The sequence below is a fragment of the Erythrobacter aurantius genome (assembly GCF_023823125.1).
Lineage (GTDB): Bacteria > Pseudomonadota > Alphaproteobacteria > Sphingomonadales > Sphingomonadaceae > Erythrobacter > Erythrobacter aurantius.
Genome location: NZ_CP090949.1, coordinates 667,605 through 691,421, shown reverse-complemented (window position 1 = coordinate 691,421; position 23,817 = coordinate 667,605). Strand labels below are relative to the sequence as shown.

Annotated in this window: 17 protein-coding genes; 7 read left to right on the top strand and 10 right to left on the bottom strand. The window is 62.3% G+C overall.

Annotated elements, in window-relative coordinates; genetic code table 11:
* Nucleotides 1–19 precede the first annotated feature (19 nt).
* Nucleotides 20–2,314, bottom strand: coding sequence for a class I SAM-dependent methyltransferase (locus L1K66_RS16480; protein ID WP_330221250.1), 2,295 nt, complete (start codon nt 2,312–2,314; stop codon nt 20–22).
* On the bottom strand, nt 2,212–3,126 hold the full coding sequence (gene lgt, locus L1K66_RS03420; protein WP_034956212.1) for a prolipoprotein diacylglyceryl transferase: 915 nt from the start codon (nt 3,124–3,126) through the stop codon (nt 2,212–2,214). The genes L1K66_RS16480 and lgt overlap by 103 nt, the downstream gene beginning before the upstream one ends.
* A gap of 202 nt (nt 3,127–3,328) precedes the next feature.
* Here lgt and L1K66_RS03415 point away from each other — a divergent pair, with 202 nt between their 5' ends.
* The 3 genes from L1K66_RS03415 to L1K66_RS03405 all read left to right on the top strand — a co-directional run bounded on the left by L1K66_RS03415 (nt 3,329) and on the right by L1K66_RS03405 (nt 10,305).
* Nucleotides 3,329–5,047, top strand: coding sequence for a class I adenylate-forming enzyme family protein (locus L1K66_RS03415; protein ID WP_252259627.1), 1,719 nt, complete (start codon nt 3,329–3,331; stop codon nt 5,045–5,047).
* A 42-nt stretch (nt 5,048–5,089) separates the two neighbouring features.
* Nucleotides 5,090–7,864: a [protein-PII] uridylyltransferase gene (locus L1K66_RS03410; protein ID WP_252259626.1), complete on the top strand. Its 2,775-nt coding sequence runs from the start codon at nt 5,090–5,092 to the stop codon at nt 7,862–7,864.
* Nucleotides 7,865–7,983: 119 nt separating this feature from the next.
* Nucleotides 7,984–10,305, top strand: a complete 2,322-nt coding sequence (locus tag L1K66_RS03405; RefSeq protein WP_252259625.1) for a TonB-dependent receptor — start codon at nt 7,984–7,986, stop codon at nt 10,303–10,305.
* A gap of 52 nt (nt 10,306–10,357) precedes the next feature.
* Here L1K66_RS03405 and L1K66_RS03400 read toward each other — a convergent pair whose 3' ends face one another.
* Together L1K66_RS03400 and L1K66_RS03395 are read right to left on the bottom strand one after the other, a co-directional pair.
* The gene (locus tag L1K66_RS03400; protein WP_252259624.1) at nt 10,358–10,807 is read right to left on the bottom strand and encodes a hypothetical protein; all 450 of its coding nucleotides are present in this window, start codon (nt 10,805–10,807) and stop codon (nt 10,358–10,360) included.
* The gene (locus L1K66_RS03395) at nt 10,804–11,469 is read right to left on the bottom strand and encodes a YggS family pyridoxal phosphate-dependent enzyme (protein ID WP_252259623.1); all 666 of its coding nucleotides are present in this window, start codon (nt 11,467–11,469) and stop codon (nt 10,804–10,806) included. Before L1K66_RS03395 ends, L1K66_RS03400 begins: the two co-directional genes overlap by 4 nt.
* 21 nt (nt 11,470–11,490) lie before the next feature.
* Here L1K66_RS03395 and L1K66_RS03390 point away from each other — a divergent pair, with 21 nt between their 5' ends.
* The 3 genes from L1K66_RS03390 to L1K66_RS03380 are packed head-to-tail and all read left to right on the top strand — an operon-like array spanning nt 11,491 to nt 16,037.
* On the top strand, nt 11,491–12,042 hold the full coding sequence (locus tag L1K66_RS03390) for a thiamine phosphate synthase (protein WP_252259622.1): 552 nt from the start codon (nt 11,491–11,493) through the stop codon (nt 12,040–12,042).
* Nucleotides 12,043–12,090: 48 nt separating this feature from the next.
* Nucleotides 12,091–14,487, top strand: a complete 2,397-nt coding sequence (locus L1K66_RS03385) for an FtsK/SpoIIIE family DNA translocase (protein WP_252259621.1) — start codon at nt 12,091–12,093, stop codon at nt 14,485–14,487.
* On the top strand, nt 14,487–16,037 hold the full coding sequence (locus L1K66_RS03380) for a bifunctional metallophosphatase/5'-nucleotidase (protein ID WP_252259620.1): 1,551 nt from the start codon (nt 14,487–14,489) through the stop codon (nt 16,035–16,037). Before L1K66_RS03385 ends, L1K66_RS03380 begins: the two co-directional genes overlap by 1 nt.
* Before the next feature lie 55 nt (nt 16,038–16,092).
* Here the strand turns inward: L1K66_RS03380 and L1K66_RS03375 are convergent, their stop codons facing one another.
* Together L1K66_RS03375 and L1K66_RS03370 are read right to left on the bottom strand one after the other, a co-directional pair.
* Entirely contained in the window at nt 16,093–17,142 is a 1,050-nt protein-coding gene (locus tag L1K66_RS03375; RefSeq protein ID WP_252259619.1) for a substrate-binding domain-containing protein, read from the bottom strand.
* Between the two features lie 86 nt (nt 17,143–17,228).
* Complete coding sequence (locus L1K66_RS03370) at nt 17,229–18,530, bottom strand: OprO/OprP family phosphate-selective porin (RefSeq protein WP_252259618.1); 1,302 nt, start codon at nt 18,528–18,530, stop codon at nt 17,229–17,231.
* A 210-nt stretch (nt 18,531–18,740) separates the two neighbouring features.
* Here L1K66_RS03370 and L1K66_RS03365 point away from each other — a divergent pair, with 210 nt between their 5' ends.
* Nucleotides 18,741–20,474 (top strand): sensor domain-containing diguanylate cyclase, encoded by a 1,734-nt coding sequence (locus L1K66_RS03365; RefSeq protein WP_252259617.1) that lies wholly within the window; start codon nt 18,741–18,743, stop codon nt 20,472–20,474.
* Here L1K66_RS03365 and L1K66_RS03360 read toward each other — a convergent pair.
* From L1K66_RS03360 to L1K66_RS03345, 4 genes are read right to left on the bottom strand one after another with little or no spacing between them, the layout of a single operon-like run.
* The gene (locus L1K66_RS03360) at nt 20,471–20,869 is read right to left on the bottom strand and encodes an acyl-CoA thioesterase (protein WP_252259616.1); all 399 of its coding nucleotides are present in this window, start codon (nt 20,867–20,869) and stop codon (nt 20,471–20,473) included. The two genes, L1K66_RS03365 and L1K66_RS03360, sit on opposite strands and share 4 nt — an antisense overlap.
* A complete protein-coding gene (locus L1K66_RS03355) occupies nt 20,869–21,159 on the bottom strand; it encodes a hypothetical protein (RefSeq protein WP_252259615.1) in 291 nt (96 codons plus the stop codon). The genes L1K66_RS03360 and L1K66_RS03355 overlap by 1 nt, the downstream gene beginning before the upstream one ends.
* Entirely contained in the window at nt 21,156–21,608 is a 453-nt protein-coding gene (locus L1K66_RS03350; RefSeq protein WP_252259614.1) for a hypothetical protein, read from the bottom strand. Before L1K66_RS03350 ends, L1K66_RS03355 begins: the two co-directional genes overlap by 4 nt.
* Nucleotides 21,605–23,665, bottom strand: coding sequence for a S9 family peptidase (locus L1K66_RS03345; protein WP_252260578.1), 2,061 nt, complete (start codon nt 23,663–23,665; stop codon nt 21,605–21,607). The genes L1K66_RS03350 and L1K66_RS03345 overlap by 4 nt, the downstream gene beginning before the upstream one ends.
* Nucleotides 23,666–23,817 lie beyond the last annotated feature (152 nt).

The following is a 23,817-nucleotide window of genomic DNA, read 5'->3' as shown; positions in this document are numbered from 1 at the left end:
AACGGGCGCAGGTTACATTCTAATCGAAACCGACCCCGATGGGCCAGCGCCTTCCGCAAATGCCCAGCACTTTGAACAGCGCACCCATCTGGCCGTCATCCACCAGCCGACCGAACTGGCGTTTCAGCTTGGCCTCTTCTTCCGGGTTCTTGCGCACCAGCGCCTCGTGCCGGATTTCGATCCCCATGTTGCGCAGCCAGTCGCCCTGCATCGTCAGGCCCATGACATCCGCGCCATTGGCTTCGGCGACATGTTTGAGGAGTTCGAAATCGACATGGGTGGTCAGGTCGGCTTCGCCCGGATGCTTGAGCGGATCGACCTTTACATGCGCGCGCAGCGCCTGCAGCGTCGATCCCGCGCGCAGTTCGAACGGGCCATAGTCGATGATCAGCGCGGCCCCGCCCTGCTCCTTCAGCCGCTGGGCGATTTCGGCCATCACCGCGCTGGCGGCGGCGCTGGTTTCGATCATCGTCCCTTGCGGCGCGCTTTTCCAGCTGGGCGGCACGATCGCGTCCATCGGCTTGTCCCCGGCGACGAACACCAGATCATCGCCGTCCAGCCCGATCATGCGTTCGTGCCAGCCCTGTGCCGAGCGCACCAGCTGGTGCACCGGCAGCGCGTCGAAGAATTCGTTTGCGATGATCAGCAGCGGCGCATCGTCGGGCAGGGTCGACAGATCATGGTGGTGGGTCGCGTTCGGGAAGGCTTCAAGCTGGAGCTTGCGCAATTCGGGTGAGGTTTCGACGAAGTGGATCTGTGGGTCGAATTCATAGCGCGCGGCGGTGCGCAGCGCGTCCTTGGTCAGCGTGCCGCGTCCCGGGCCCAGTTCGACATAATGGATCCGCTTGCGCGATCCCATGCGCACCCACAGATCGGCAAACCACAGGCCGATCAGCTCGCCGAACATCTGGCTGACTTCTGGCGCGGTGATGAAGTCGCCTTCTTCGCCCAGCGGATCGCGGGTGGTGTAATAGTGCGCGTTGCTCTCCGCCATGAAGTGCGCGAGGCTGATCGGGCCGGTTTCGCGGATCAGGCGGCGGAAGGTCTGACCAAGATCTTTCGGCTTGGCGGGCGCATCCTGCTTCGGCTCTGACGGCCTGGCCTTCTTGGCGGATTGGGTCTTCTTGGCGGATGGAGCCTTCTTCTCCGCCTGGGCTTTCTTCGCAGCCTCGGCTTCGGCCTCCTCCATCGCCTTGGCTTCGGCTTCAGCCTTGGCTGCCGCCGCTGCTTCGGCTTTCTTCTTCTTTTCAGCTTCTGCCTCTGCCTTGGCCTTGGCTTCTGCTTCTTTTCGGGCTTTCTCTTCCGCAGCCTGTTTTGCCTTGGCTTCGGCTTTCGCTTTTTCTTCCGCCTCTTTCCGGGCCTTGGCCTCTTCGGCGGCTTTGGCATTTGCCTCGGCTTCCTTCTTCGCCTTTTCTTCGGCTTCGCGGCGAGCCTTCTCTTCCGCTTCCCGCTTGGCCTTCTCTTCCGCTTCCCGCTTGGCCTTCTCTTCCGCTTCCCGCTTGGCCTTTTCCTCGGCCTCCTTCTTCGCCTTGGCGGCGGCTTCGGCTTTCGCCTTCTCTTCTGCTTCGCGCTTGGCTTTCGCTTCTGCCTCCGCTTTCGCCTTGGCTTCAGCTTCCGCCTTGGCTTTTGCCTCCGCCTCGCGCTTGGCTTTCGCTTCAGCTTCCGCCTTGGCCTTTGCCTCAGCCGCAGCCTTTGCCTCGGCTTCCTTGCGCGCCTTTTCTTCGGCCTCTTTCTTCGCCTTCGCTTCGGCGGCGGCCTTGGCCTGCCGCTCGAGTTCGAGCCGGGTCTTCTCGCGCAGCTCGGCCTCGATCCGTTCCATTTCCTCCGCTTCGGCCTTGGCGCGGGCTTCGGCTTCCGCCTTTGCCTTGGCCCGGGCTTCTGCCTCCGCCTTGCGACGGGCCTCTTCCTCGGCGGCTTTGGCGGCCTTTTCGGCTTCTTCCCTGGCCTTCTTCTCGGCGGCTATGCGCGCTTGCTCCCTGGCAAGCTCTTCGGCTTCTGCCTTTGCGCGTTCCTCGGCCTCGCGCCGTTCGCGCTCTTCCGCCTCGCGGCGCGCCTGTTCCTCGGCCGCCTTTCGCGCTTCCTCGGCTGCGGCCTGCGCGCGCGCTTCGGCTTCCGGATCATAGTCCGGTTCGATGGGAACAAGCGTTTCAGTGCCGTCGGGTTCGATCAGGCGCAGACTGCTGCGCCACGATCCGAAAAGGGCGATGCTGCCTAGGCCGCGGCCGGCGCCGAGCTCCCCGTTCCAACGGGTTTCCTGGTCACGGCGAAGATCGTGACAATCAATCCAATCAGTATCAGCGGTATTGTCAGCCATTGGCCCATCGATAGTCCGGTTCGCACCGCGAAGTCAGCCAGTTGTGCATCCGGCTCGCGGAAAAATTCGTTAACAAAGCGGGCAATCCCCATGCCCAGCGTGAACACACCCACCAGCAGACCGGGGCGATAGCGCGCGTTCGTCTTCCAGAACAGCAGCAGCAGGATCACCAGCAGAGCCAGCCCTTCGAGGCCGGCCTGATACAGCTGGCTGGGGTGACGCACGATTTCCCCCGCGCGCGGATCGGGGAACACCATGCCCCACGACACATCGGTGGCACGGCCCCACAATTCGCCATTGTTGAAATTGGCAAGGCGTCCCAGCAGCATCCCCATCGGGACGCCGGGGGCGACGTAATCGCAGATCCGCAGGAAGTTCAATTTGTTGCGGTAGGTGACAAACAGGATCGCCAGCACCACGCCGATCAGGCCGCCGTGGAAGCTCATTCCGCCATCCCACAGCCGCAGCAGCTTCCAGCTGATGAACCCGTCACCCGAAAAATCGGTGAATGCGCTGGGAATGCCGGTGTCGCCACCGGTGTAGAATGCCGCGTATCCCAGCCTGCCGCCCAGAATCACGCCCAGCGTGCAATAAAAGAACAGATCGTCCGCATGGCGCTGCGCCATCGGCGCGCCGGGTGTCTTCAGCGCCTTCGACGTGTGCCAGTAGGCAAAGATCACCCCGATCAGATAGGCCAGCGAATAATAGCGCAGCTGGAACGATCCGAGTTCGAACAGATAGGGCCGCATGCCGAGGTCCGACCAGTAAATCGGGTCTGCAGCGCCGCCGCTTGCAGCAAGTAGTGACAGCACGGATGGAACCTCTTAATGGTAATGATACGCCGTATCGCGTAACCGCGTTGATACGGCGTTTTGGCACAGCATGGGGCCGGGGGAAAGACCCCTGGCAAATCCCGACAGGCGCGCCGCATCAGTTTTGCCTGCCGTACCCCACACGGCAGTTCGAGAGGACAACCCCGCCCGGTTCGTGGCGAGACGAAGGAGAGAGACCCGCATGCCCACCCAGCTGGACAATGCACTTGAAAAGATCATCACCGCGCTGACCCAGGAGGGGCAGCCGTTTCACACAAGCCCGTTCGAACGCGACGGCGTGACGATGCCCGCTTTCACCGTCGCCCCGCCGACGCTGGCGCATTACTTCGCGCATTTCTGCAACGAGCATAAGGACGTGCCGTTTCTGGTCGATGGCAATCTGCGCCTGACCTTTGGCGAAACCTATGCCGCGGCGATGTGCGTCGCCGAAGGTCTGGTGAAGCATCATGGCGTCGAAAAGGGCGACCGGATCGGTATCGCGGCGCGCAATTCGGCCAACTGGATGATCGCGTACATGGGCATCGCGATGGCTGGCGGCTGCGCGACGCTGCTCAACGGGTTCTGGGGCGGGGAAGAGCTCGCCTATGGCATCCGCCTGGCCCAGTGCAAGCTGGTGCTGGCCGATGCAGGACGTGCCGCGCGGCTCGAAGGTACCGAGCATGACGCGGAACTGGTGATGATCGATCACACCGCTCCGTCAGAAGGCCTTGCCAATGTCTGGGCCGCGCCTGCCGACATGGCCGGATCGGTGGCGATGCAGATGCTGGGCCAGCTGGGGCCGGACGATCTGGCGACCATCCTCTACACCTCGGGATCGACCGGACAGTCGAAGGGTGCATACTCCGATCATCGTGGCGTTGTTTCCGGGGTTATGAACTATGTCGCCCAGAGCGCGATGGCCAAGTTCCATCTCGAAAGCCAGGGCGAAGACGTAAGCGCACAACCCTGCGCGCTGGTGGCCGTGCCGTTGTTCCACGTCACCGGCGAAGTGCCGCTGTTCCTGCAAAGCTACGCGATCGCGCGCAAGCTGGTGCTGATGCCGAAATGGGACGCCGAAGAGGCGCTGCGCCTGATGGATGCGGAAAAGGTCACCTATTTCGTCGGCGTGCCGCTGATGAGCTATGAGATCGCCACCCATCCCAACCGCGCGCAACATGACCTGTCGGCGTGCAAGAGCTTTGCTGCCGGCGGTGCGCCGCGCCCGGTTGAACACGTCACCCGGATCAAAGACGCCTTCCCCGGCGGTTTCCCGATCCTCGGCTATGGCCTCACCGAAACCAATGCGGTGGGCTGCGGCAACTTCAACGAAAACTACCTCGCCAAACCCGGATCGACCGGCAAGGCATCGCGCCCGTTGGTGGAACTGGCGATTCTCGATGATGACGGCAATCATCTCGAAAAGGGCAAGGTCGGCGAAGTCTGCATCCGCAGCGTCGCCAATTTCCGCGGCTATTGGGACAATGAGGAAGCGACCGCCAAGGCCTTCACCAAGGACCAGTTCTTCCGCACCGGCGATCTCGGCTACCTTGATGAAGACGACTACCTCTTCATCGTCGATCGCAAGAAGGACATCATCATCCGCGGCGGTGAAAACATCACCTGCATCGAAGTGGAAGATGCGATCTACGCTCACAGCGACATCGCCGAATGTTCGGTGTTCGGCCTGCCGGATGATCGCATGGGCGAAGTGCCCGCCGCGATCTTCCGCGTGAAGGAAGGCCGCACCCCGATGACGGCGGCTCAACTGCGCGAATTCCTGCTGGCCCGCATTGCGCCCTTCAAGGTTCCGCTGGAAGAGCATATCTGGGTAACCGATGAAGCTCTCCCTCGCCTTGGCACGCAGAAGATCGACAAGAAGTCGCTGCGCGAAACCTACACCAAGCAGCTGGCGGCGGCCTGATCCGCTGCCCGTTTTGCCGGTGATACAACTGGGGGGAACGCGATGACCGACTGGAGCCTGCCCAGTCGGCGTGTTCCCCGCCAGCGCGCGATCATCAATCGCCGCGAATTGACGGGCAAGATCGCCAGCCTCGTCGAACAGCACGGCAAGAACGCGCGCAAATCCGTTCTGGCCGCCTTGCAGAGCGCGCTTGATGACGGGCGGCGGGAGCTTGAATCCCGCCTCGCTGAAAAGCCTTCGGCTGGACACGAAATCACGCTCGGCTACGCGTTCCTGACCGATCAGATCGTGCGCGTGATCCACGATTACGTGACCGAAATGGTCTATCCGCCGGGCAATCGCACCACCGCCGAACGGCTCGCCGTATTGGCGGTGGGCGGATATGGCCGCGCGGAAATGGCGCCACAGTCGGATGTCGATATCGCCTTTGTCACACCGATGAAGCGATCACCCTGGTGCGAACAGGTGATCGAGGCGATGCTGTACATGCTGTGGGATCTCGGTCTGAAAGTCGGCCATTCCAGCCGCACCATCTCCGACACCATGCGCATGGCAAAGGACGACCTGACGATCCGCACCGCCCTTCTCGAAGGGCGGCTGATCTGGGGCGACCAGGGTGTCTACGAGGAACTGCGCCAGCGTTTCTGGAACGAAGTGGCCAAGGGCGGCGAGCAGCAGTTCCTTTCGCAAAAGCTCGAGGAGCGCAACCAGCGGCACAAGCGCATGGGCGACAGCCGCTATGTCGTCGAACCCAATGTGAAGGAAGGCAAGGGCGGCCTGCGCGATCTGCAAACGCTGTACTGGATCGGCAAGTACAAGCACCGCGTCGAAAGCGCCGCGGACCTTGTCAGTGTCGGGCTGTTCACGGAAAGCGAGTATCGTGGGTTCCGCCGCGCCGAAGGGTTCCTGCTGGCAGTGCGGTGCCACATGCACGTCATCACCGGGCGGGCAGAGGACCGGCTGACCTTCGATCTGCAACGGCAGGTGGCAGAACGGATGAACTTTGCCGATCGACCGGGCAAAAGCGCGGTCGAACGCTTCATGCAGTATTACTTCCTGCAGGCAAAACGGGTCGGCAATCTGACGGGCGTGTTCCTCGCCCACCTTGACGAACAATACGCCAAGAAACGCGCACGCAGCGGCTTCTTCGCCGGATGGTCGGCCAAGCCGCGCGTGCACCGGGGTTATGTGATCGACAGCGGGCGGATCAAGGCGCAAAGCGACGACTGGTTCGCAAAGGACCCGGTGCGGCTGATCGAAGTGTTCCAGATTGCCGAAGCCGAAGGGCTCGAAGTCCACCCCCAGACGATGCGGCAGGCGGACCGCGACAGCAGGCTGATCGACGCCTCGGTGCGCAAGGACCCGCGCGCCAATGCGCTGTTCCTCGATCTGCTGGGCGGGCGCAAAGACCCGGAAACCGCGCTGCGCTGGATGAACGAGGCAGGGGTGTTCGGCCGCTTCGTGCCCGATTTCGGGCGGGTCAATGCGCAGATGCAGTTCGACATGTACCACCACTACACCGTCGACGAACACACGATCCGCGCGATCGGCCTGCTGTCTCAGATCGAGCGCGGCCTGCTCGAAGCCGATCATCCGCGCGCGACCCGGCAGATCCACAAGGTCGCCTCGCGCCGGGCGCTGTTCGTCGCGGTGCTGCTGCACGATATCGCCAAGGGACGCGGCGGCGATCATTCGGTGCTGGGCGCAGAGGTGGCGCACGAGTTGTGCCCGCGTTTCGGGCTCGACGAAAAAGAGACCGAGCTGGTCGCGTGGCTGGTGCTCCACCATCTGCTGATGAGCTCCACCGCGCAAAAACGCGACCTGACCGATCCCAAGACGATCGAGGATTTTGTCGCGCAGGTACAATCGCTCGAACGGCTGCGCAATCTCGCGATCCTTACCGCGGTCGACATTCGCGCCGTGGGGCCGGGAACGTGGAACAGCTGGAAAGGGCAGCTGCTCGGCGAGCTATACGATGCGGCGCAGGAACGGCTGCGGCTGGGCCACAAACGCACCGGCCGCGCCCAGCGTGTTGCTGCGCGCAAGGCTGCGACCGGCGAGCTGCTGGGCAAGAAAGCCTATCTGGTCGAGGAAGTGGGCGAGCTGATGGCAGACGCCTATTGGGTCGCCGAACCCGAAGACATCATCGCCAAGAACCTTGTGCAGTATGAAGAAGCACGGCGGATCAAGGACCATCTCTCGATCCACTGCGAGGTGGACGAGGATCGCGGCGCGACGCTCGTCAGCGTGATCGCACCCGACCACCCCGGCCTGTTCTATCGCATGGCGGGCGGGATGCATCTGGCCGGTGCGAACATCATCGATGCGCGCATTCACACCGCGATGAACGGCTATGCCTTCGACAACTTCCTTGTGCAGGATCAGCACGGCGGCCCGTTCCGCGAGGAAACCCAGATCGCCCGGCTGAAGAAAGGCGTGCGCGATGCGCTGCAGGCCAATGTCGAACTGGTGCCCAAGCTCGCTGCACGCCCGCTGGCCCATTCGCGCGCAACGGCCTTTGCCGTCGCCCCGCGTGTCGGTTTCGACAATTCGGCGTCCAACCACTTCACCGTGATCGAGGTAACCGCGCGCGATCGTCCGGCGCTGCTCAACCGCCTGGCGCATGCCTTGTTCAAGGCGAACCTGATCGTCCAGTCAGCGCATATCACCGCCTATGGCGAAGCGGTGGCGGATACTTTCTATGTCACCGATCTCACCGGCAGCAAGGTGACCGCACCCGATCGTCTCGCCGAAATCGAAGCGGCCCTGCTTTCAGCCGCCAGTGACGAACGCCAGCGCGAACACGAAAAGGCCTGATTTTTCGGGCCTGCCAGACCAACAACACGAGCCGTTCGACCAGCGACCGACGGAATAGGTTGCGCTGGCGCTACTGATTTTCTAGAGGCAACCTCCCCTACGTCAGGAGAGGTTATTACATGAATATCCGTACCCCGGCGCGGACCCTTACCGCGCTTCTTCTTTGCTCGTGTGCTGCAACCCCCTTTGCCGCACTGGCTCAGACCACCCAGGACGAAACCGTCGCAGACGATGCCCAGTCGCAGGAGCGCGCCAGCGCGCTCGACACCATCGGCAACATTGTCGTCACCGGCACCAAGACCCGCGATCCCGAAGATGTTCAGGATGTCGCGCTGGCCGTGACCGCGTTCAACGAAGACACGCTGGAAGCCTTCAAGATCCGCGATGTGCAGGGCCTTTCGTTCCAGGCTCCCAACGTCAGCCTCGACCAGATCGGCACCAGCCGCGGCACCGCGAACTTCTCGATCCGCGGCCTTGGCATCAACTCGTCGATTCCGTCGATCGATCCGACCGTCGGCGTGTTCGTCGATGGCGTGTACCTCGGCATCAACGGCGGCGTGGTGTTCGACATCTTCGACCTTGAAAGCGTCGAAATCCTGCGCGGTCCGCAGGGCGTCCTGTTCGGTCGCAACGTGACCGGCGGCGCTGTGCTGATCAACACGACCAGCCCGACCGAAGATTTCCGCGGCAAGGTCCGCGCGGCGGTTGACGGCCCGGTTGACGGCGGCCGTGGCGGCGAAAACTACACCGCCAGCGCAGTGCTTTCCGGCCCGATCGTCGAAGACACGCTGCTGTTCAAGGTTGCAGGCTACTACAACAACGATCGCGGCTATTTCGAAAACAGCTTCGACGGATCGAACTTCGGCCAGGCCGAAACCTACATCCTGCGCGGCGCACTCGAAGCGCGGCTGGGCGACCTGACCCTTACCGGCAAGGTCGACTATTTCGATTCGAAGGGCGACGGCCCGGCAGGCCAGAACCGTGGCATCTTTGACCGTGACAGCTTCGATTTCGCAATCGACAACGCCGGCTTCTACGACACCGAAATCCTCACCACCTCGCTGACTGCGGAGTGGGATATCGGCCCGGGTACGCTGACCAACATCTTCGGCTATCGCGACTACAGCGCGCTGACCGACGCCGACATCGACGCGACCACGCTTTTCCTGTTCCACTCGAACACTGAAACCGCGCAGGACCAGATTTCGAACGAGCTGCGCTATGCTATCTCGACCGACAATTTCGACCTGACCGTCGGCGGCTTCTATTTCGACCAGACGCTCGCCTACACCGAAGTGCGCCAGATCCCGGTTTCGACCCCGCTTACCTTCTTCGGTGGCGGCCGTCAGGATCACGAAGTGCTGGGCGCTTTCGTCAACGGCCAGTTCTATCTGACCAGCGATCTGTCGATCATCGCCGGCATCCGCTGGAGCCAGGAAACCAAGGACGCCGATGTTACCTATGTGCGTCCGCGTCCGGCCTGTTCGGTGGTCGACAGCACCTGCCCGACGACCGGCACCAACCCGTTCATCCCGACGGAAAACAACGGCTTCTCCGATCGGGTGCGGTTCCGCAACCTTTCGCCCAAGCTCGGCCTGCAGTACGAATTCAACGACAGCCAGGTCTATGGCCACTGGACCCGCGGTTTCCGTTCGGGCGGCTACAACTTCCGCATCACCAACGCCAACGCATTCGAAGCGATCGTTGCCCGTCCGGGCGGCACGTTCTCGTTTGACGAAGAACAGGTCGACAATTTCGAAATCGGCGGCAAGTTCCAGTCGGCTGATGGTGCCTTCACGATCAACGTGGCGGCCTACATCACCAAGATCGAGAACATGCAGCGCGAAGTGAACCAGTCGGACCCGGTTTCGGGTGTGGCCCAGTCGATCTTCAACACCGCCGATGCCACCATCACCGGTGTCGAAGCCGAAGCCCGCATGCGCGTGTCGGATTCGCTGCTGTTCACTGCCAACATCGGCATCATCGATGACGAATATGACGAAATCCTGTTCGACATTTCGGGTGACGGCTTGATCAACGATGCAGACCTCAACCTGCGTCTGCCGCGCGTTCCGGAAATCACCTGGGGCGTGGGCCTTGTCCACGAACTGTTCCTCGGTGACAGCGAAATCCTCACCCGCGTGAACTACCAGTATCGCGACGAATTCGCCTACACCGATGACAACCGCGGTTTCGTGCAGGACATCAGCAATCTCGAAGCGAACATCACCTGGGTCACCCCGGTCGATGGCCTGTCGCTGTCGGTTTACGGCCGCAACCTGTTCGATCAGGTGCAGGTCGGTGGCGACACCCAGATCCCGTTTGGTGGCCCGCTGTCGAACGGCATCAACCGTCCGTTCGATCCGCTGCCCGGTGCCGGCACCTTCTCGCCGCTCCAGCGCGGCCGGAACGTCGGGATCGAGGCCCTGTTCGAGTTCTGATCAGATACTCCGCTAACAAAGAGAAAGGCGCTCCGGAAACGGGGCGCCTTTTTCATTGCGCGGCGAGCAGCAACAACGCGATCCGGTCCCTGTCCCAGCCGACGAAACCCCATTCGACGGCATGGCCCGCAATCGGGTTCCACAATCCGTCGTACCGGTTGGAGACGATCGTGCGGCTTGCGGAATCAAACAGTGCCAGAAAATCACCAGTACACCGGCGCGCTTCCTCTTCGGGCAGCCACGGCCGGTTGGGATTGGCGAGGTCGCCCGACATTGCGAGCGTCAATTCACCCGTTGCGGAGCGCGGCGCGGATGCGTCGCCTGACGGATCAAGCAATTCCCAATTGTAGCCGATGCGCTTGAGGCCGAGCGAGCCGACGAACCCGTCAGCCACCGCCGAATGGATGAAAGCCGCCGGATCGGGCGCGCCATGTTCAAACCGCACCCATGCCCCGTCCGACAGGCGCTGCACCCAGCGCGCTGCAAACGCTTCGGGCGTCATGCGCCCCGCGCGCCGAACAACGCCGTACCCACCCGGACATGCGTCGCGCCCAGCATCACCGCCGTCTCGTAATCGCCGCTCATCCCCATGGAGAGGCCGTCCAGCCCGTTGTCTTTGGCCAGCTTGGCCAGCAGCGCGAAGAACGGCGCGGGTTCGATATCTGCGGGCGGAATGCACATCAGCCCGGCGACCGGAATGCCGGAGGCGTGCACCTGTTCGAGAAACGCTGGCAGATCGGCAATCGCGCAGCCGCCCTTCTGCTCCTCGTCACCGATGTTGACCTGCACGAAGCACGGCACCCGCCTGCCTGCCTTGTCCATCGCCGCTGCCAGCGCCTTCAGCAGGCTGGGCCGGTCGAGCGAATGGATCACGTCGAACAGCGCCACCGCATCATCCGCCTTGTTCGATTGCAATTGCCCGATCAGGTGCAGTTCCACATCCGGATAGGCATCGCGCAGCGCGGGCCATTTGCCTTGCGCCTCCTGAACCCGGTTTTCGCCAAAGACGCGGTGCCCGGCCTCCAGCAGCGGCTCGATCCGCTCGGCCGGATGCGTCTTGCTGACCGCGATCAGGGTCACATCCGCGGCTTCGCGCCGGGCGGGTTTGCACACGCGCGCGATACTGGCGCGAACTTCTTCAAGGCGGGTTGCTGCACTTTCCATAGGGCGCGCTATAGAGCGAGCGTGAAACGTTTAAAGCCCCTCCCGCATCTGTGGCTCATCTCCGATGCACGCAATGACGCAGGTCTTGAGGATGCGCTGCGCCACCTGCCGCGCGGAAGCGGGTTCATCTATCGCCACTATCACCTCGACGGGCCTGAACGTTTGCAGCGGTTTCTGAGGCTGCGGCGCATCGCGCGCGGTCGCGGCCATGTGATTGTGCTTGCCGACAGCGCCCTCACCGCGACCGAATGGGGCGCGGACGGGATTTACGGCGCGCCGCGTTCGCTCTGGCCGAGGCGGGCGGGGCTGCTGCATCTGGCGACGGCGCATGATCTTGGCGAGATCGGGCTGGCCAGCCGGCTGGGAGCGGATGCCGTGCTGCTGTCACCGGTGTTCACGACACGCTCGCATCCCGGCGGGCAAGTGCTCGGCCCGGTAAGGTTTCGATTGCTCGCGCAGCATGCGCAGGTGCCCGTTATCGCGCTCGGCGGCATGGATGCAGACCGCGCACGCGTGCTCGGCTGGCCGCGTTGGGCGGCGATTGACGGGCTCAGCCGAACGCTTGTTCCTTGACCCGGACTCGCCAAGGATTCATGATGTGTTCCGATACAGGAGCCCCCAATGGCGACCCGCGCAATGAACACCCGCAAGCAACCCACCGCTGACTGGCGCATCGGCCTGCGCCGCAGCATCCGCCGCGCCGTGCAGATGACCGGCGCGGGCGTGCTGCTGATGGCGATGGTCTTCCTCGCCCTGTCGCTTGCCAGCTATACGCAGACCGATCCCAGCCCATCGACCGCCGCCGCGCCGGATCAGGTCGCGAACTGGATGGGAAGCTGGGGCGCATGGATTTCCGACCGGGTGCTATTCGCCTTTGGCCTGCCGGGCGTATTGCTGTTGCCGCTGCTCTATATTTCGGCCCGCAAGCTGTGGCGCGCCGTCGAACTGGACGGGGCCGATGACGACGGCGAAGGCACCCGCTGGTGGCTGCCCACCGGCCTCTTGCTGATCGCGATGATGCTGTTCGGCACGGTGCTGTCGCTCGCGTTCGAACGCACCGGCGGAACCTTGCCCGCGCAGCTTGGCGGAATATCGGGCCTGCTCGGCGCGACGGGGATCGAAGCTGTTGCAGCCCGTTTTGGCGAAGGCGCCGCAGGATGGATCACTCTGGGTGCGGCCTTCGTTTGCCTCGCCGGGGGAACCGCGCTGGTGACGCGCATCTTCGCGATCGACTGGCGCAAGCTGATGACCCTGCCCAATTTCCTTGGCGGCGGCGCGCTGACAGGCGGCCTCTTATCAAGGCTGCCGTTTGTCGGGCGTGATACAGCGCTCGATTTCGCCGATGACGACCCGCTCGAAGCCCCGGCCAGCAAGGCCCGACGGGCCAAGGGACGGCCCGAGCGCGCTGCCGAGCCTGCGCCCCGGCGATCGCCAGAAATTACCGACCCTTCGGCCCCGCCCAAGCGCGCCGAACCGGCCCGCAAGAACCAGCGCGACATGTTCGCCACCTATGAATTGCCGAGCCTCGACCTGCTTGCCGATCCGCCCGCCGACAGCGGGCCCAAGCTCGACAAGCTGGCGCTGGAACGCAACGCCCGCCTGCTCGAAAACGTGCTCGATGATTTCAATGTGAAGGGCGAAATCACCGCGGTGCGCACCGGCCCGGTGGTGACAATGTACGAACTGGAGCCCGCGCCCGGGATCAAGGCGAGCCGCGTCGTAGGCCTTGCCGAAGACATCGCCCGCAACATGAGCGCGATTTCCGCGCGCGTCTCTCCCATTCCGGGCAAGACGGTGATGGGAATCGAATTGCCCAATGCCGATCGTCAGGTGGTGATGCTGAAAGAACTCGCCGCCTCGGCCGATTTCGCCGAGTCCAAGGGCAATCTTCCGATCATTCTGGGCAAGGATATCGCGGGCGAACCGATCATCGCCGATCTTGCCGCCATGCCGCACTTGCTGGTCGCCGGGACAACCGGTTCGGGCAAGTCGGTGGGCCTAAACTGCATCCTGCTGTCGCTGCTGTATCACTTCACACCCGAGGAATGCCGGTTGATCCTGATCGACCCCAAGGTGCTGGAGCTGAAGAGTTACGACGATATCCCGCACCTGCTCTCCCCCGTTGTCACCGAACCGCACAAGAGCGTGCGCGCGCTGAAATGGGCGGTGGAGGAGATGGAGCGGCGCTATCGCATGATGAGCAGCATCAATTCGCGCAACATCAACTCCTTCAACGAGAAAGTGCGCGCCGCCGCCGCCAAGGGCAAGCCGCTGGGCCGCCGGGTGCAGACCGGGTTCGATCCCGATACCGGCGAGCAGTTGTACGAGGAGGAACAGCTCGATTACCAGCCGCTGCCGCAAATCGTTCTGATCGTCGACGAACTGGCCGACCTCATGGTGACGGTGGGCAAGGAAATCGAAGTGCTGATCCAGCGCCTGTCGCAGAAATCGCGCGCGGCGGGCATCCACCTGATCATGGCGACGCAGCGCCCCTCGGTCGACGTGATCACCGGCGTGATCAAGGCCAACCTGCCGACCCGCATCAGCTTCAAGGTGACAAGCCGGATCGACAGCCGCACCATCCTTGGCGAACAGGGGGCAGAGCAACTGCTGGGCCGGGGCGACATGCTCTACAAGCCCAACACCGGCGCGACGATCCGCGTCCATGGCCCCTTCGTTTCGGACGAGGAAGTCGAAGCGGTGGCAGATTTCTGGCGCGCGCAAGGAGCGCCCGAATATGTCGATGCCGTCACCGAGGAACCCGAGGAAGGCGGCTTTGCCTTCGAGGACGAATTCACCGCCAGCGACAATCCCGAAGAGCGCAAGTACCGTCAGGCCTGCCAGATCGTGATCGAGAACCAGAAGGCTTCCGGTTCGTGGCTGCAACGCCAGATGGGCGTGGGCTACAACACCGCCGCCAAATGGATCGAGCGGATGGAAAGCGAAGGGCTGGTCGGCCCGGCCAACCACGTCGGGCGGCGCGAAATCTTCCGCGATCAGGACGGAAATCCGATCTGATGCGCGGCCTTGTCGGTCCGCTGCTGGGCGCCCTGCTCGCATTCGCGTCCACCGCCGCAAGCGCCGACTCGGTTCCCGCCCAGCACATCACCCTGCTGTTCACCAATGATGTCGAAAGCGCCTATGACCCGATCGAGGCATATTGGCTCGACGATATGGAGCAGATCGGCGGCGTCCCGCAGCTGGCCACGCTGATCAATTCGATCCGCGCCGAACGGCCCACCACCTTCCTGTTCGATTCGGGCGATATCTTCACCGGTGCACTCGCCAAGCGGACCCAGGGTCAGCTCGCCTTCGAACTGATGAACACCATGCGTTACGACGCGATGGCGATCGGCAATCACGAATTCGAATATGGCGAAGCGGTGCTGAGCTGGGAGAAGAACCGCGCCAATTTTCCCGTGCTCGCGGCGAACCTGCTGTGGAAGGACACGCAGCATCCATTCGCGCAAGCGCACACGATCATCGAACGCGGCGGGGTGCGGATCGGCGTTATCGGGATCATGGGGCAAGACGCGGCGACCGCGATCATCCCCTCCTTCATCGACGAGCTTGACGTGATCGACCCGGTCATCGCGGTGCGCCGCTCGGTCGAGGAATTGCGCGATGATGTCGACCTGATCGTGCTGCTCACTCACATGGGCAAGACTGCACCGATGCAGACCGATGCGGAAAGCGACCCACGCCTCGCACGCGGGGTCGAGGCCGACATGGCGCTCGCCGGGGCGGTCGAGGGGATCGACGTGCTGCTGGGCGGCCATGCCGATGCCGGGACGGAGCAGGCGCTGATCCACCCAGTGACGGGCACGCTGGTGATGCAAACCTATGGTCAGGGCACGCACTTGGGGATGCTCGAATTGTGGTTCGATCCCAGCACCGGCACGATCGTCGAGCACAATGGCAGGCTGATTCCGGTCAACTCCACCGTCCTAACTCCGGACTGGAAGGTCGAAGGCACGATTGAGACCTATCGCGCGCGCTTTCCCGAATTGTTCGAACGGGTCGGGCGGAGCGAAGGCGTGATGTTCCGCCGCTACATCGAGGAATCGACCATCGGCAATCTGTTCGCCGATGTCTTTGTCGAAGCCTCAGGCGCGGATATCGGTCTCGTCCACGGCGGCAGCCTGCGCAAGGACCTGCCACGCGGAGCAATTCACCGCGTCGACCTGCTCGACGCCTATCCCTTTGTCGATCCGATCATCGAGATGGAGATGACAGGCGCGCAATTGCGCGAAGTGCTCGAACAATCACTGACGCTCGAGCGCGGGCTGCTGCAGGTTTCGGGTATCGAGCTGACCTATGACCTTGATCGGCCTGAGCGCCAGCGGCTGGTCTCGCTTACCTACAAGGGGCGTCCGGTAGCGGACGATGCGCGGTTGAGGGTCGCTGTCGCGGGCTTCCTTGCCGAAGGCGGAGATCTCTATTCGACATTCCCGCAAGGAAGGCGGATCGCCGAACACGGCAAAGTCTCGGACGCCATCATCGCCTATTTCAGCAAGCGCGACAGCGTAGCTGTTCCCAGCCTTGGCAGGCAGGTGCCAAAAAATTGAGGCGGCACTTCCAGCCTGGGAAGCGCCGCCTTATGCATTTGAATTCCGGTTGGAATTATTCGCCGGTCAGATCGGCGCGGGTCATGATCACCTGCTCGTTCACGCGGCGGGCGTTCTCGGTCATTTCGTCAGCCGGCAGGGCGACGAGGCCGATCGCGGCGAGCGGGCCTTCGGCGGTCCAGCTCTTGATCCATTCCTGCAGGTACAGATCAAGCCCTGGGATCGCGCGCATGTGGGCCTTCTTGATGTAGACATACAGCGGACGCGCGCCCGGATAGGCGAAGCTGGCGATGTTCTCATAGGTCGGGTCAACACCGTTCATCGGCAGGCCCTGCACCTTGTCGAGGTTCTCTTCGAGATAGGAGTAGCCGAAAACCCCGACCGACTTGGGATTGCTCTCGATCTTCTGGACAATGAGGTTGTCCTGCTCGCCCTGATCGACATAGGCGCCATCCGAACGCACTTCGGTGCAGATCTGCTGGTGGCGATCCTTGTCGCTGTCCTTCAGCGCCTTCATTTCCGGATTGGTATCGCAACCGGCTTCGAGCACGAGTTCCTTGAGCGCATCGCGTGTGCCCGAAGTGCTCGGCGGGCCGTAAACAAGGATCGGTTCGGCAGGAAGCGAGGGATCGACATCGGCCCAGGTCTTGGCCGTCTGTTCGCGGCCATAGGGCTTTGCCGCAATCGCTTCGTAGACGATCTTGGGCGACAGGTTGAGCATGATCCCGCCCTTGGACGAGGCGAAGGCGATGCCATCGAGGCCGACCTTGAGCTCGATCACTTCCTCGACCCCGTTGGCGACGCAATTGTCGAATTCGCTCGCCTTCATCCGGCGCGACGCATTCGCCATGTCAGGCGTGTGCGGCCCCTTGCCAGAGCAGAACAGCTGGATGCCGCCGCCGGTGCCGGTCGATTCGATCAGCGGCGACTTGTAGGTCGGATTGGAAAGGACAAAGCGTTCTGCCACCAGCTTGGCAAAGGGGAACACCGTCGATGACCCGACAGCGCGGATCGAATCGCGCGCGCCGCCACCCCCGGTGGCATCACAGGCGCCAAGTGCCAGCGTGGCTGCGAGGGCGATGATGGCAGTGGTGGTCGATTTCATGGTGTTCGTTCCTGACTTTGGATATTGCGCGCCGTTACCCGGCGCTTTTGACAGGCATGTGACAAAGGGCAGCGTCCGGCTCCTGATCAGAAGTCGATCTGCGCGCGCACAGCGAAGGTATCGACGTTGTATTGACGATCTCCACCGGCGGCAGGGAAAGCTGCATCGGTGTATTCCAGATGCCCGTAATTGGCGAGCAGCATGGTGTAGTCCGTCGGCTTCCACACGATCGAAGCGGCATAGCCGTCCTGGATGCCACCGATGATGCCCGCATCGTTCATGTCGAGGCGATCATAACGGACGTTGACCTGCACCGAACCGATACCGCCTTCACCGACAGGATTGGCGGGCAACACCCGGTCAAAGGTCCCGTTCTTGTAACCGCGGCGATCGCCCTTGGTAAGGAAATAGCCAGCCTCGATCGATCCGCCGAAGAAGGTCGGATCATTTGGCGCTGTCGTCATGTCGACGGTCTGCCAGAAGGTCTCTGCCGAAACATGGAACGGACCGGAGATCACAGCCGCTTCAAGCCCCAAGCCCAGTTCACCATCGGCGGCCAATGCGCCTGTGTCGATGAAACGGTCGGAGCTGAAATGCACTCCCGGACGTTGGCGGTAATGCAGCGTCGCGCCGTCTTCGAGGCGGTTGTAGTGCACCGAACCGCCCAGATGCAGCTGGGCGTCGCCCAGCTTCGGCATGAACACTGCCCGCGCATCGACGCTGCGGTTCTTGTTGGGCAGGTCGATCATGTTGTCGGTGAAGATGCCAGCCTGGAGCAGAACATCGCCGCTTTGATAAACGGCCCCGACGCCGACGCGGCGTTCGAACGGAAGGACATCGGTGAATGCCGCACGTTCAATGAAGCTGGTGTGCAAGCTGCTGGTCAGTTCTTCCAGCCCCTGAAAGGTGTTGAACTGACCCACGAGGATTTCGACATCGCCAACTGCGTAGGATAGATTCGCGTCGAATACTGTTGCCTCGCCAGCAGTGAAATCGAATTCGATCTTGTAGTCGAAACCACCCGGAATATCGCCCGATGCGCCCAATCGCGCTCGCCGAGTTCCCGCGCCAAAGCCGTGATTTCTCCCGGTCGAAGTAGGGACATCGATATGGCCGGCGTCGAATTGAAGGCGACCGATCGGCTTGAAACTCCAACCGTTGCCGTGCGGGTTCGGGGACATGTCGTCTGAAATGACGCTTGTGCTATGGTCTGCTGCTTCAACGGTTGTCTTGAGTGATCGTACAGCTCCGTCTTCAACGGAGGAAGCTGGGTTGACCTCGACCTCGGCCAGATCTTGCGGCGGAGCCTGATCGTCCTGTGCCAGAGCAGGACTGCTAAGCGTGGCGAGCGCACACGTCAGCGCAATATGTGAATTCGACAAGGCCATTTTCATTCCGTTCCCGACCAAATTACGACTCCCATATGATCGGTTTGTGTCAAGTGTGTAGAGCCGGGCCAAGGTGCGCCTCTCCGCCTTACGGGCTTTCGCGCAGGGCTTTTTCATCAATGATAAACCCTTGTCTTGCGGTTCTTTTCTATTGATCAGAATGGTCCGCTCTTAAGGGCATCGTAACAGGTGCGAAGCTATGACGCGACCATGTCCGCTCCGCGTCTTTCGTCCTTTTTCGCCTTGATGGCGATGCTGGCCCTGTGGCTGGCACCTGAAGGGCTGCGCGCGCAATCGGCAGGCGAAGCCGCGGCAGACCAGGGAATTTGCGCGGCGAGCGTACCGGAAAGTCTGGCCATCGCCCAGATCCCGGCGGCCGCGCTCGATTGGCACTGCGACGGTACCACACCGCCGCTCGGACCGGGGCGGATTGCGGTACGGATCAATGCCGAGGACGGACAAGGCGGCTATTTCGAAACCCGCACCGGCTATCTCGACGCCCTGACCATGATCGCAGTCCGTGGCAACAGCGCGGCGGCGGTGGAGCGCCACGAAGCACAGGACATCATGGCCAGCGCAGCAGGGGTCAGCTTTGCGGTTCCCGTCGCGCTTAGTGGACCGGAGATCACCGCTCACATCGCGGTCTTCGAGGGCGCGGAATTTCCCACGACCATCACCTCCGCGCGGATTGTGTCGCAACCTCGCGGAGAAGACCCGAATGCCGAATGGGAAAGGGTGACGATCGCGATCTTCGTCGGCTTCCTGTTGTTGCCCGCGATCCTCAATCTGGGGTTCTACAAGGCGCTGCGAGGCCCGTTCCTGTTGTGGCACGCGGGTCTTGCGCTGGCGATGGCGATGCATCTGATGACCAGTGGTCTGATCGTGCTGTATTGGCCGATGTCGATCAATCCCATGAACCATCTGGCCATCGGTTCCTTCGGCCTCGTGATGGTCTGCGCTGTGATGTTCGCCACGCGGTTCGTCGAAACCGAGCGACAGTCCATGAAACTGCGCCGGGCGCTGGAAATCGCCGCCGTTTGCCTGATCGTGATCACACTGGCGAGGATGGCACGGATCGACGCGCTCGAACCCTATTCCGCCAAATTCTACTACGCCACTTTCGCACCGATGCTGGCGCTGATGATGTGGTTCGTCATCGATGCCGCCCGCCGGGGCAGCAGGGCAGTGTGGTTCCAGCTGGTGGCATGGGTGCCGTTCGTGATTCTGGGCATCTTGCGGATCGGGACCATGCTCGGCACCGATGGCGGCTATATCGATGCACAGTGGCTGCTCCGCATCGGCGCGGTGATGGAGGTGGTGTTTACCTCGCTCGGGATCGTCGATCGGATTATCAAGATCAGACGCGAACGCGACGCCGCAGTTTCGGAAGCGCGGATGATGGAGCAGCTGTCCGAACGCGATCCGTTGACGGGATTGATGAACCGGCGCGCGCTGGAAGCACGGTTTGGCGAATTGCGCCGGCAAGGTTTCGACACTTTCGCGCTGATCGACCTTGACCGGTTCAAGCAGATCAACGACCGTTTCGGCCATCAGGTGGGCGACCGTGCCCTGATCGCCTGCGCCGACGCGATCCGCGGCGGGGAAGATCGCGATACGATTGCGGTGCGGCTTGGCGGGGAGGAATTCGTGCTTCTGCTGCGCGGCAAGCGCGCGGTCGAGCGGGCGGAATCGCTGCGCCAGGCCGTGCCGCTGCGCATCGCGAGCGATGTCGAAGGGCTGGATCGCCCCGTCACCGCCAGCATGGGCGTGATCGAACTGCCGCGCGCATCCGATACCCTGATGGGCTTCCACGATCTTTACGCCCGCGCCGACCGGCTGCTCTATGAAGCGAAGGCCACGGGCCGCAACCGGATGTATTTCGAGCGCTTGAAGGTGTTCAGCGAACGGCCCCAGCAACGCCCTGCCGGCGAGGCCGCAGCCTAATCTTGCGCAAAGGGCGCGAGCACTTCGGGCCTGATCCGCGCCAGCCTGCCCGTTTCACGATCAAGCATGGCCCAAGTGGTCGCCGCGCTGACCAGCGCCTTGCCGCTAGGGTCGGTGAACTCGACCCGTCGCACCGATTTGGCCCCGCGCGGATCGCCTTCGATCCATGTCGTGCCGAGCGCGCTTTCCCCTTCGGAAATATTGCCGCGATAATCGATCTCGTGCCGGATCACGACCCAGAAGAACTGCTCCTGATGCGCGTTCGCCGCCACGGCCTCCCAATGCGCGGTCGCCATGTCCTGGATCCACTGGACCCAGACCGAATTGTTGACGTGGCCCAGCTCGTCAATGTGCTCGGGCGCGGCGGTGAAGGTGCGGGTAAAGCGGTTGGGCATCAACTGGTCTTGAACAAGACGACTGAAGTGAACAACAGGGCCCCGATTACGGCAGGCATGGTGGCCCACCATCTGAGCTTTGTCTTCTGCACGGCTTCGGCCTTGGAAGTTGTCACGAGGATAAGCGCCACGATCATTGCTGCCAAAAGGACAATCAGCGCAGGGCCGCCATACAGCAACAGGCCGACGAGGGCCCAGTTTTCCGGCCCTGTCCATGACAGCGCATAGAACGCAAGCAACAGCACCACCAAAAGGCAGACGATCTCGATTCCGATCAATGCTCTCGTCATGGCGCGGACCAGCCTTCCATCAGTGTGATCTTTCGCAGCGCCGCGTTCTCGAACTCGTAGTGCCAGGCGCGGGCGCCGAACGTCAGCTTTGCCCAGCTCAATTCGCGGCCGAGAAACTCGATCCCTTCCTTGGATGAGAACTCGCATTCCATCGTCCGGCCCGTCGCTTCGACTTCAGCGATGGAATGGAGGAACGGCACTCCGACGATTGCGGGCTCAATCGCGGAGATCCCGCCTTCTGCGCTCACGTAGCAGAAGACCGTCCTGACCTTCTGGCTCTCGTCGCGCAGCATCTCGAAACCGGCGGACGCGTCGGTAATGCGATACTCATCCGGCGCACCTTCGTGAAAGTGGTCGAAATGATAGACGACCTCAAGCGCGTGGGCCTCGAGCAGATCGATCATCTCGTCCGATTTCAGTTGCTTGCCGAGGTAATCGGCCAGCCTCACTTGGCCATGCCCATCTGCCACAGGATGAAGGCGAATTCCTCCGCCGTTTCGCGCAAGCTGTTCCAGCGGCCCGATTGGCCGCCATGGCCTGCGCCCATGTTGGTCTTCATCAGCAGCACATTGTCGTCGGTCTTGGTATCACGCAGCTTCGCGACCCATTTTGCCGGCTCCCAATAGGTCACGCGCGGATCGTTCAGCCCTGCCGTCACCAGCATCGGCGGGTAATCCTGCGCCTTCACCTGATCATAGGGCGAGTAGCTGAGGATATAGGCGAAGGCTTCCTTGCTCTCGATAGGGTTGCCCCATTCCTGCCATTCGCCCGGCGTCAGCGGCAGGTCCTTGTTGAGCATGGTGTTGAGCACATCGACAAACGGCACATGCGCGACAATCGCGCCGTATTGCGCCGGGTCCTGATTGACGATCGCGCCCATCAATTCACCGCCCGCCGAACCGCCGCTGGCGGTAACTTTGCCCTCGACGGTGTAGCCCTTGGCGATCAATCCGCGCCCGACGTCGACGAAATCGTTGAAGGTGTTGGTCCGCTCGAACATCTTGCCCTGCAGATACCAGCGCCGCCCCAGATCATCGCCGCCGCGAATATGCGCGATAGCATAGGCGAAACCGCGATCCACGAGGGAAAGCCGCGTGGTCGAAAAGCCCGGCGGCACGGCATAGCCATATGCGCCATAGGCATAGAGGTGCAGCGGACCGCCCGGCCCGCCGTTCATTTCGTCGCGATCCTTGCGATAGAGGATGCTGACCGGAACCATCGTCCCGTCGCGCGCCTGGATCGTCAGCCGTTCGGTCACATATTGCGACGCGTCATAACCGCTCGGGATTTCCTGCTGCTTGAGCAGTTCGAGCGACCCTGCGGCGACATCGTAATCATAGACCGAATCCGGCGTCACCATGCTTTCATAGGACAGCCGCAGTTTGGTCTGCGCGTATTCAGGATTGTTCGACAGCCCGGCGGTATAGCTCGTTTCGGGGAAGGCGATCGGCTTTGCCGCTGTGGGCGCGTCATAGCTGCGGATCTGCACCTGATCGAGGCCGTTCAAGCGCCCTTCGGTGACGAAGAAACCTTCGAACAGGTCGAAATCGGTGAGGTAGAATTCATCCGACCCCGCGATCACCGTTTCCCATTGGCCCGGCGTCGCCAGATCGGCCTTGGCGAGGCGGAAGTTGATGTGATCGTCATTGGTCCACACCCAGACTTCCCCTTCACGGATGTCGACGCTGTATTCTACGCCCTTGCGTCGTTCCTTCACCAGCGTGAGCGGTCCGGTGGGGTTGTCGGCGGAAACGAAGCGCACTTCGCTCGTCTCGTTGTCGCCGGTGGCGATGATTAGGTAATCCTCCTGCGCAGAAAGCCCCGCGCCCACGCCAAAGCTTTCGTCGGCCTCTTCATACAGGGTCACGTCTTCATCGACGCCGGTGCCGATCACGTGCAGTTTCGCCTCGAGCGTGCGCCAGTTCTCATTGGCGGGGCCGTAAACCAGCGCGGTGTCGTTCGCGACCCAGGTGAGGCCCGAACGGATGCCCGGAATCTCGTCCGGCAGCAGTTCTCCAGTTTCCAGATCCTTGATCCGCGCGGTGTAGCGTTCGGAACCGTTGGTGTCGGTCGAATAGGCGAGATAGCGCCCGCTCTTGCTCACCGACAGCGCGCCGAGGCTGAAGTATTCGAGCCCCTCGGCGAGTTCGTTTTGGTCGAGGATCAATTGCGCTTCGCCGCCTGCCACGGGCTTGCGGTAATGCTTGCGATATTGCGCGCCTTCTTCGAATTCGGACCAGTAGAGGAAGTCGCCCCGGCGTTGCGGCACGGTGCTGTCGTCTTCCTTGATCCGGGCGCGCATCTCGGTGAACAGCGCCTCGGTCAATTCCGCCTGCGGAGCCATCTGCGCTTCGAAATAGGCGTTCTCCGCCTTCACATAGTCGAGCACATCCTCGTCATCGACGGTCGGATAGGACTTGTCGTAGAGCCAGTCATACGGGTCGGAAATCGTGATGCCGTGGTGGGTGTAGCTGTGTTCGCGCTTTTCGGCGACGGGAGGCGTCATGGTCACGCTGGTATTGTCCTCATGTGTATCGGCGGATGCGGTGCTGGTGATCAAGGCGGCAAGGGCGGAGGCGATGGTCAGAACGCTCAGGCGGGATTTCGACACGTTGAAAACTTCCTTGAACAAAGTGCCCGGTGGAAAGCCGCAGGCAA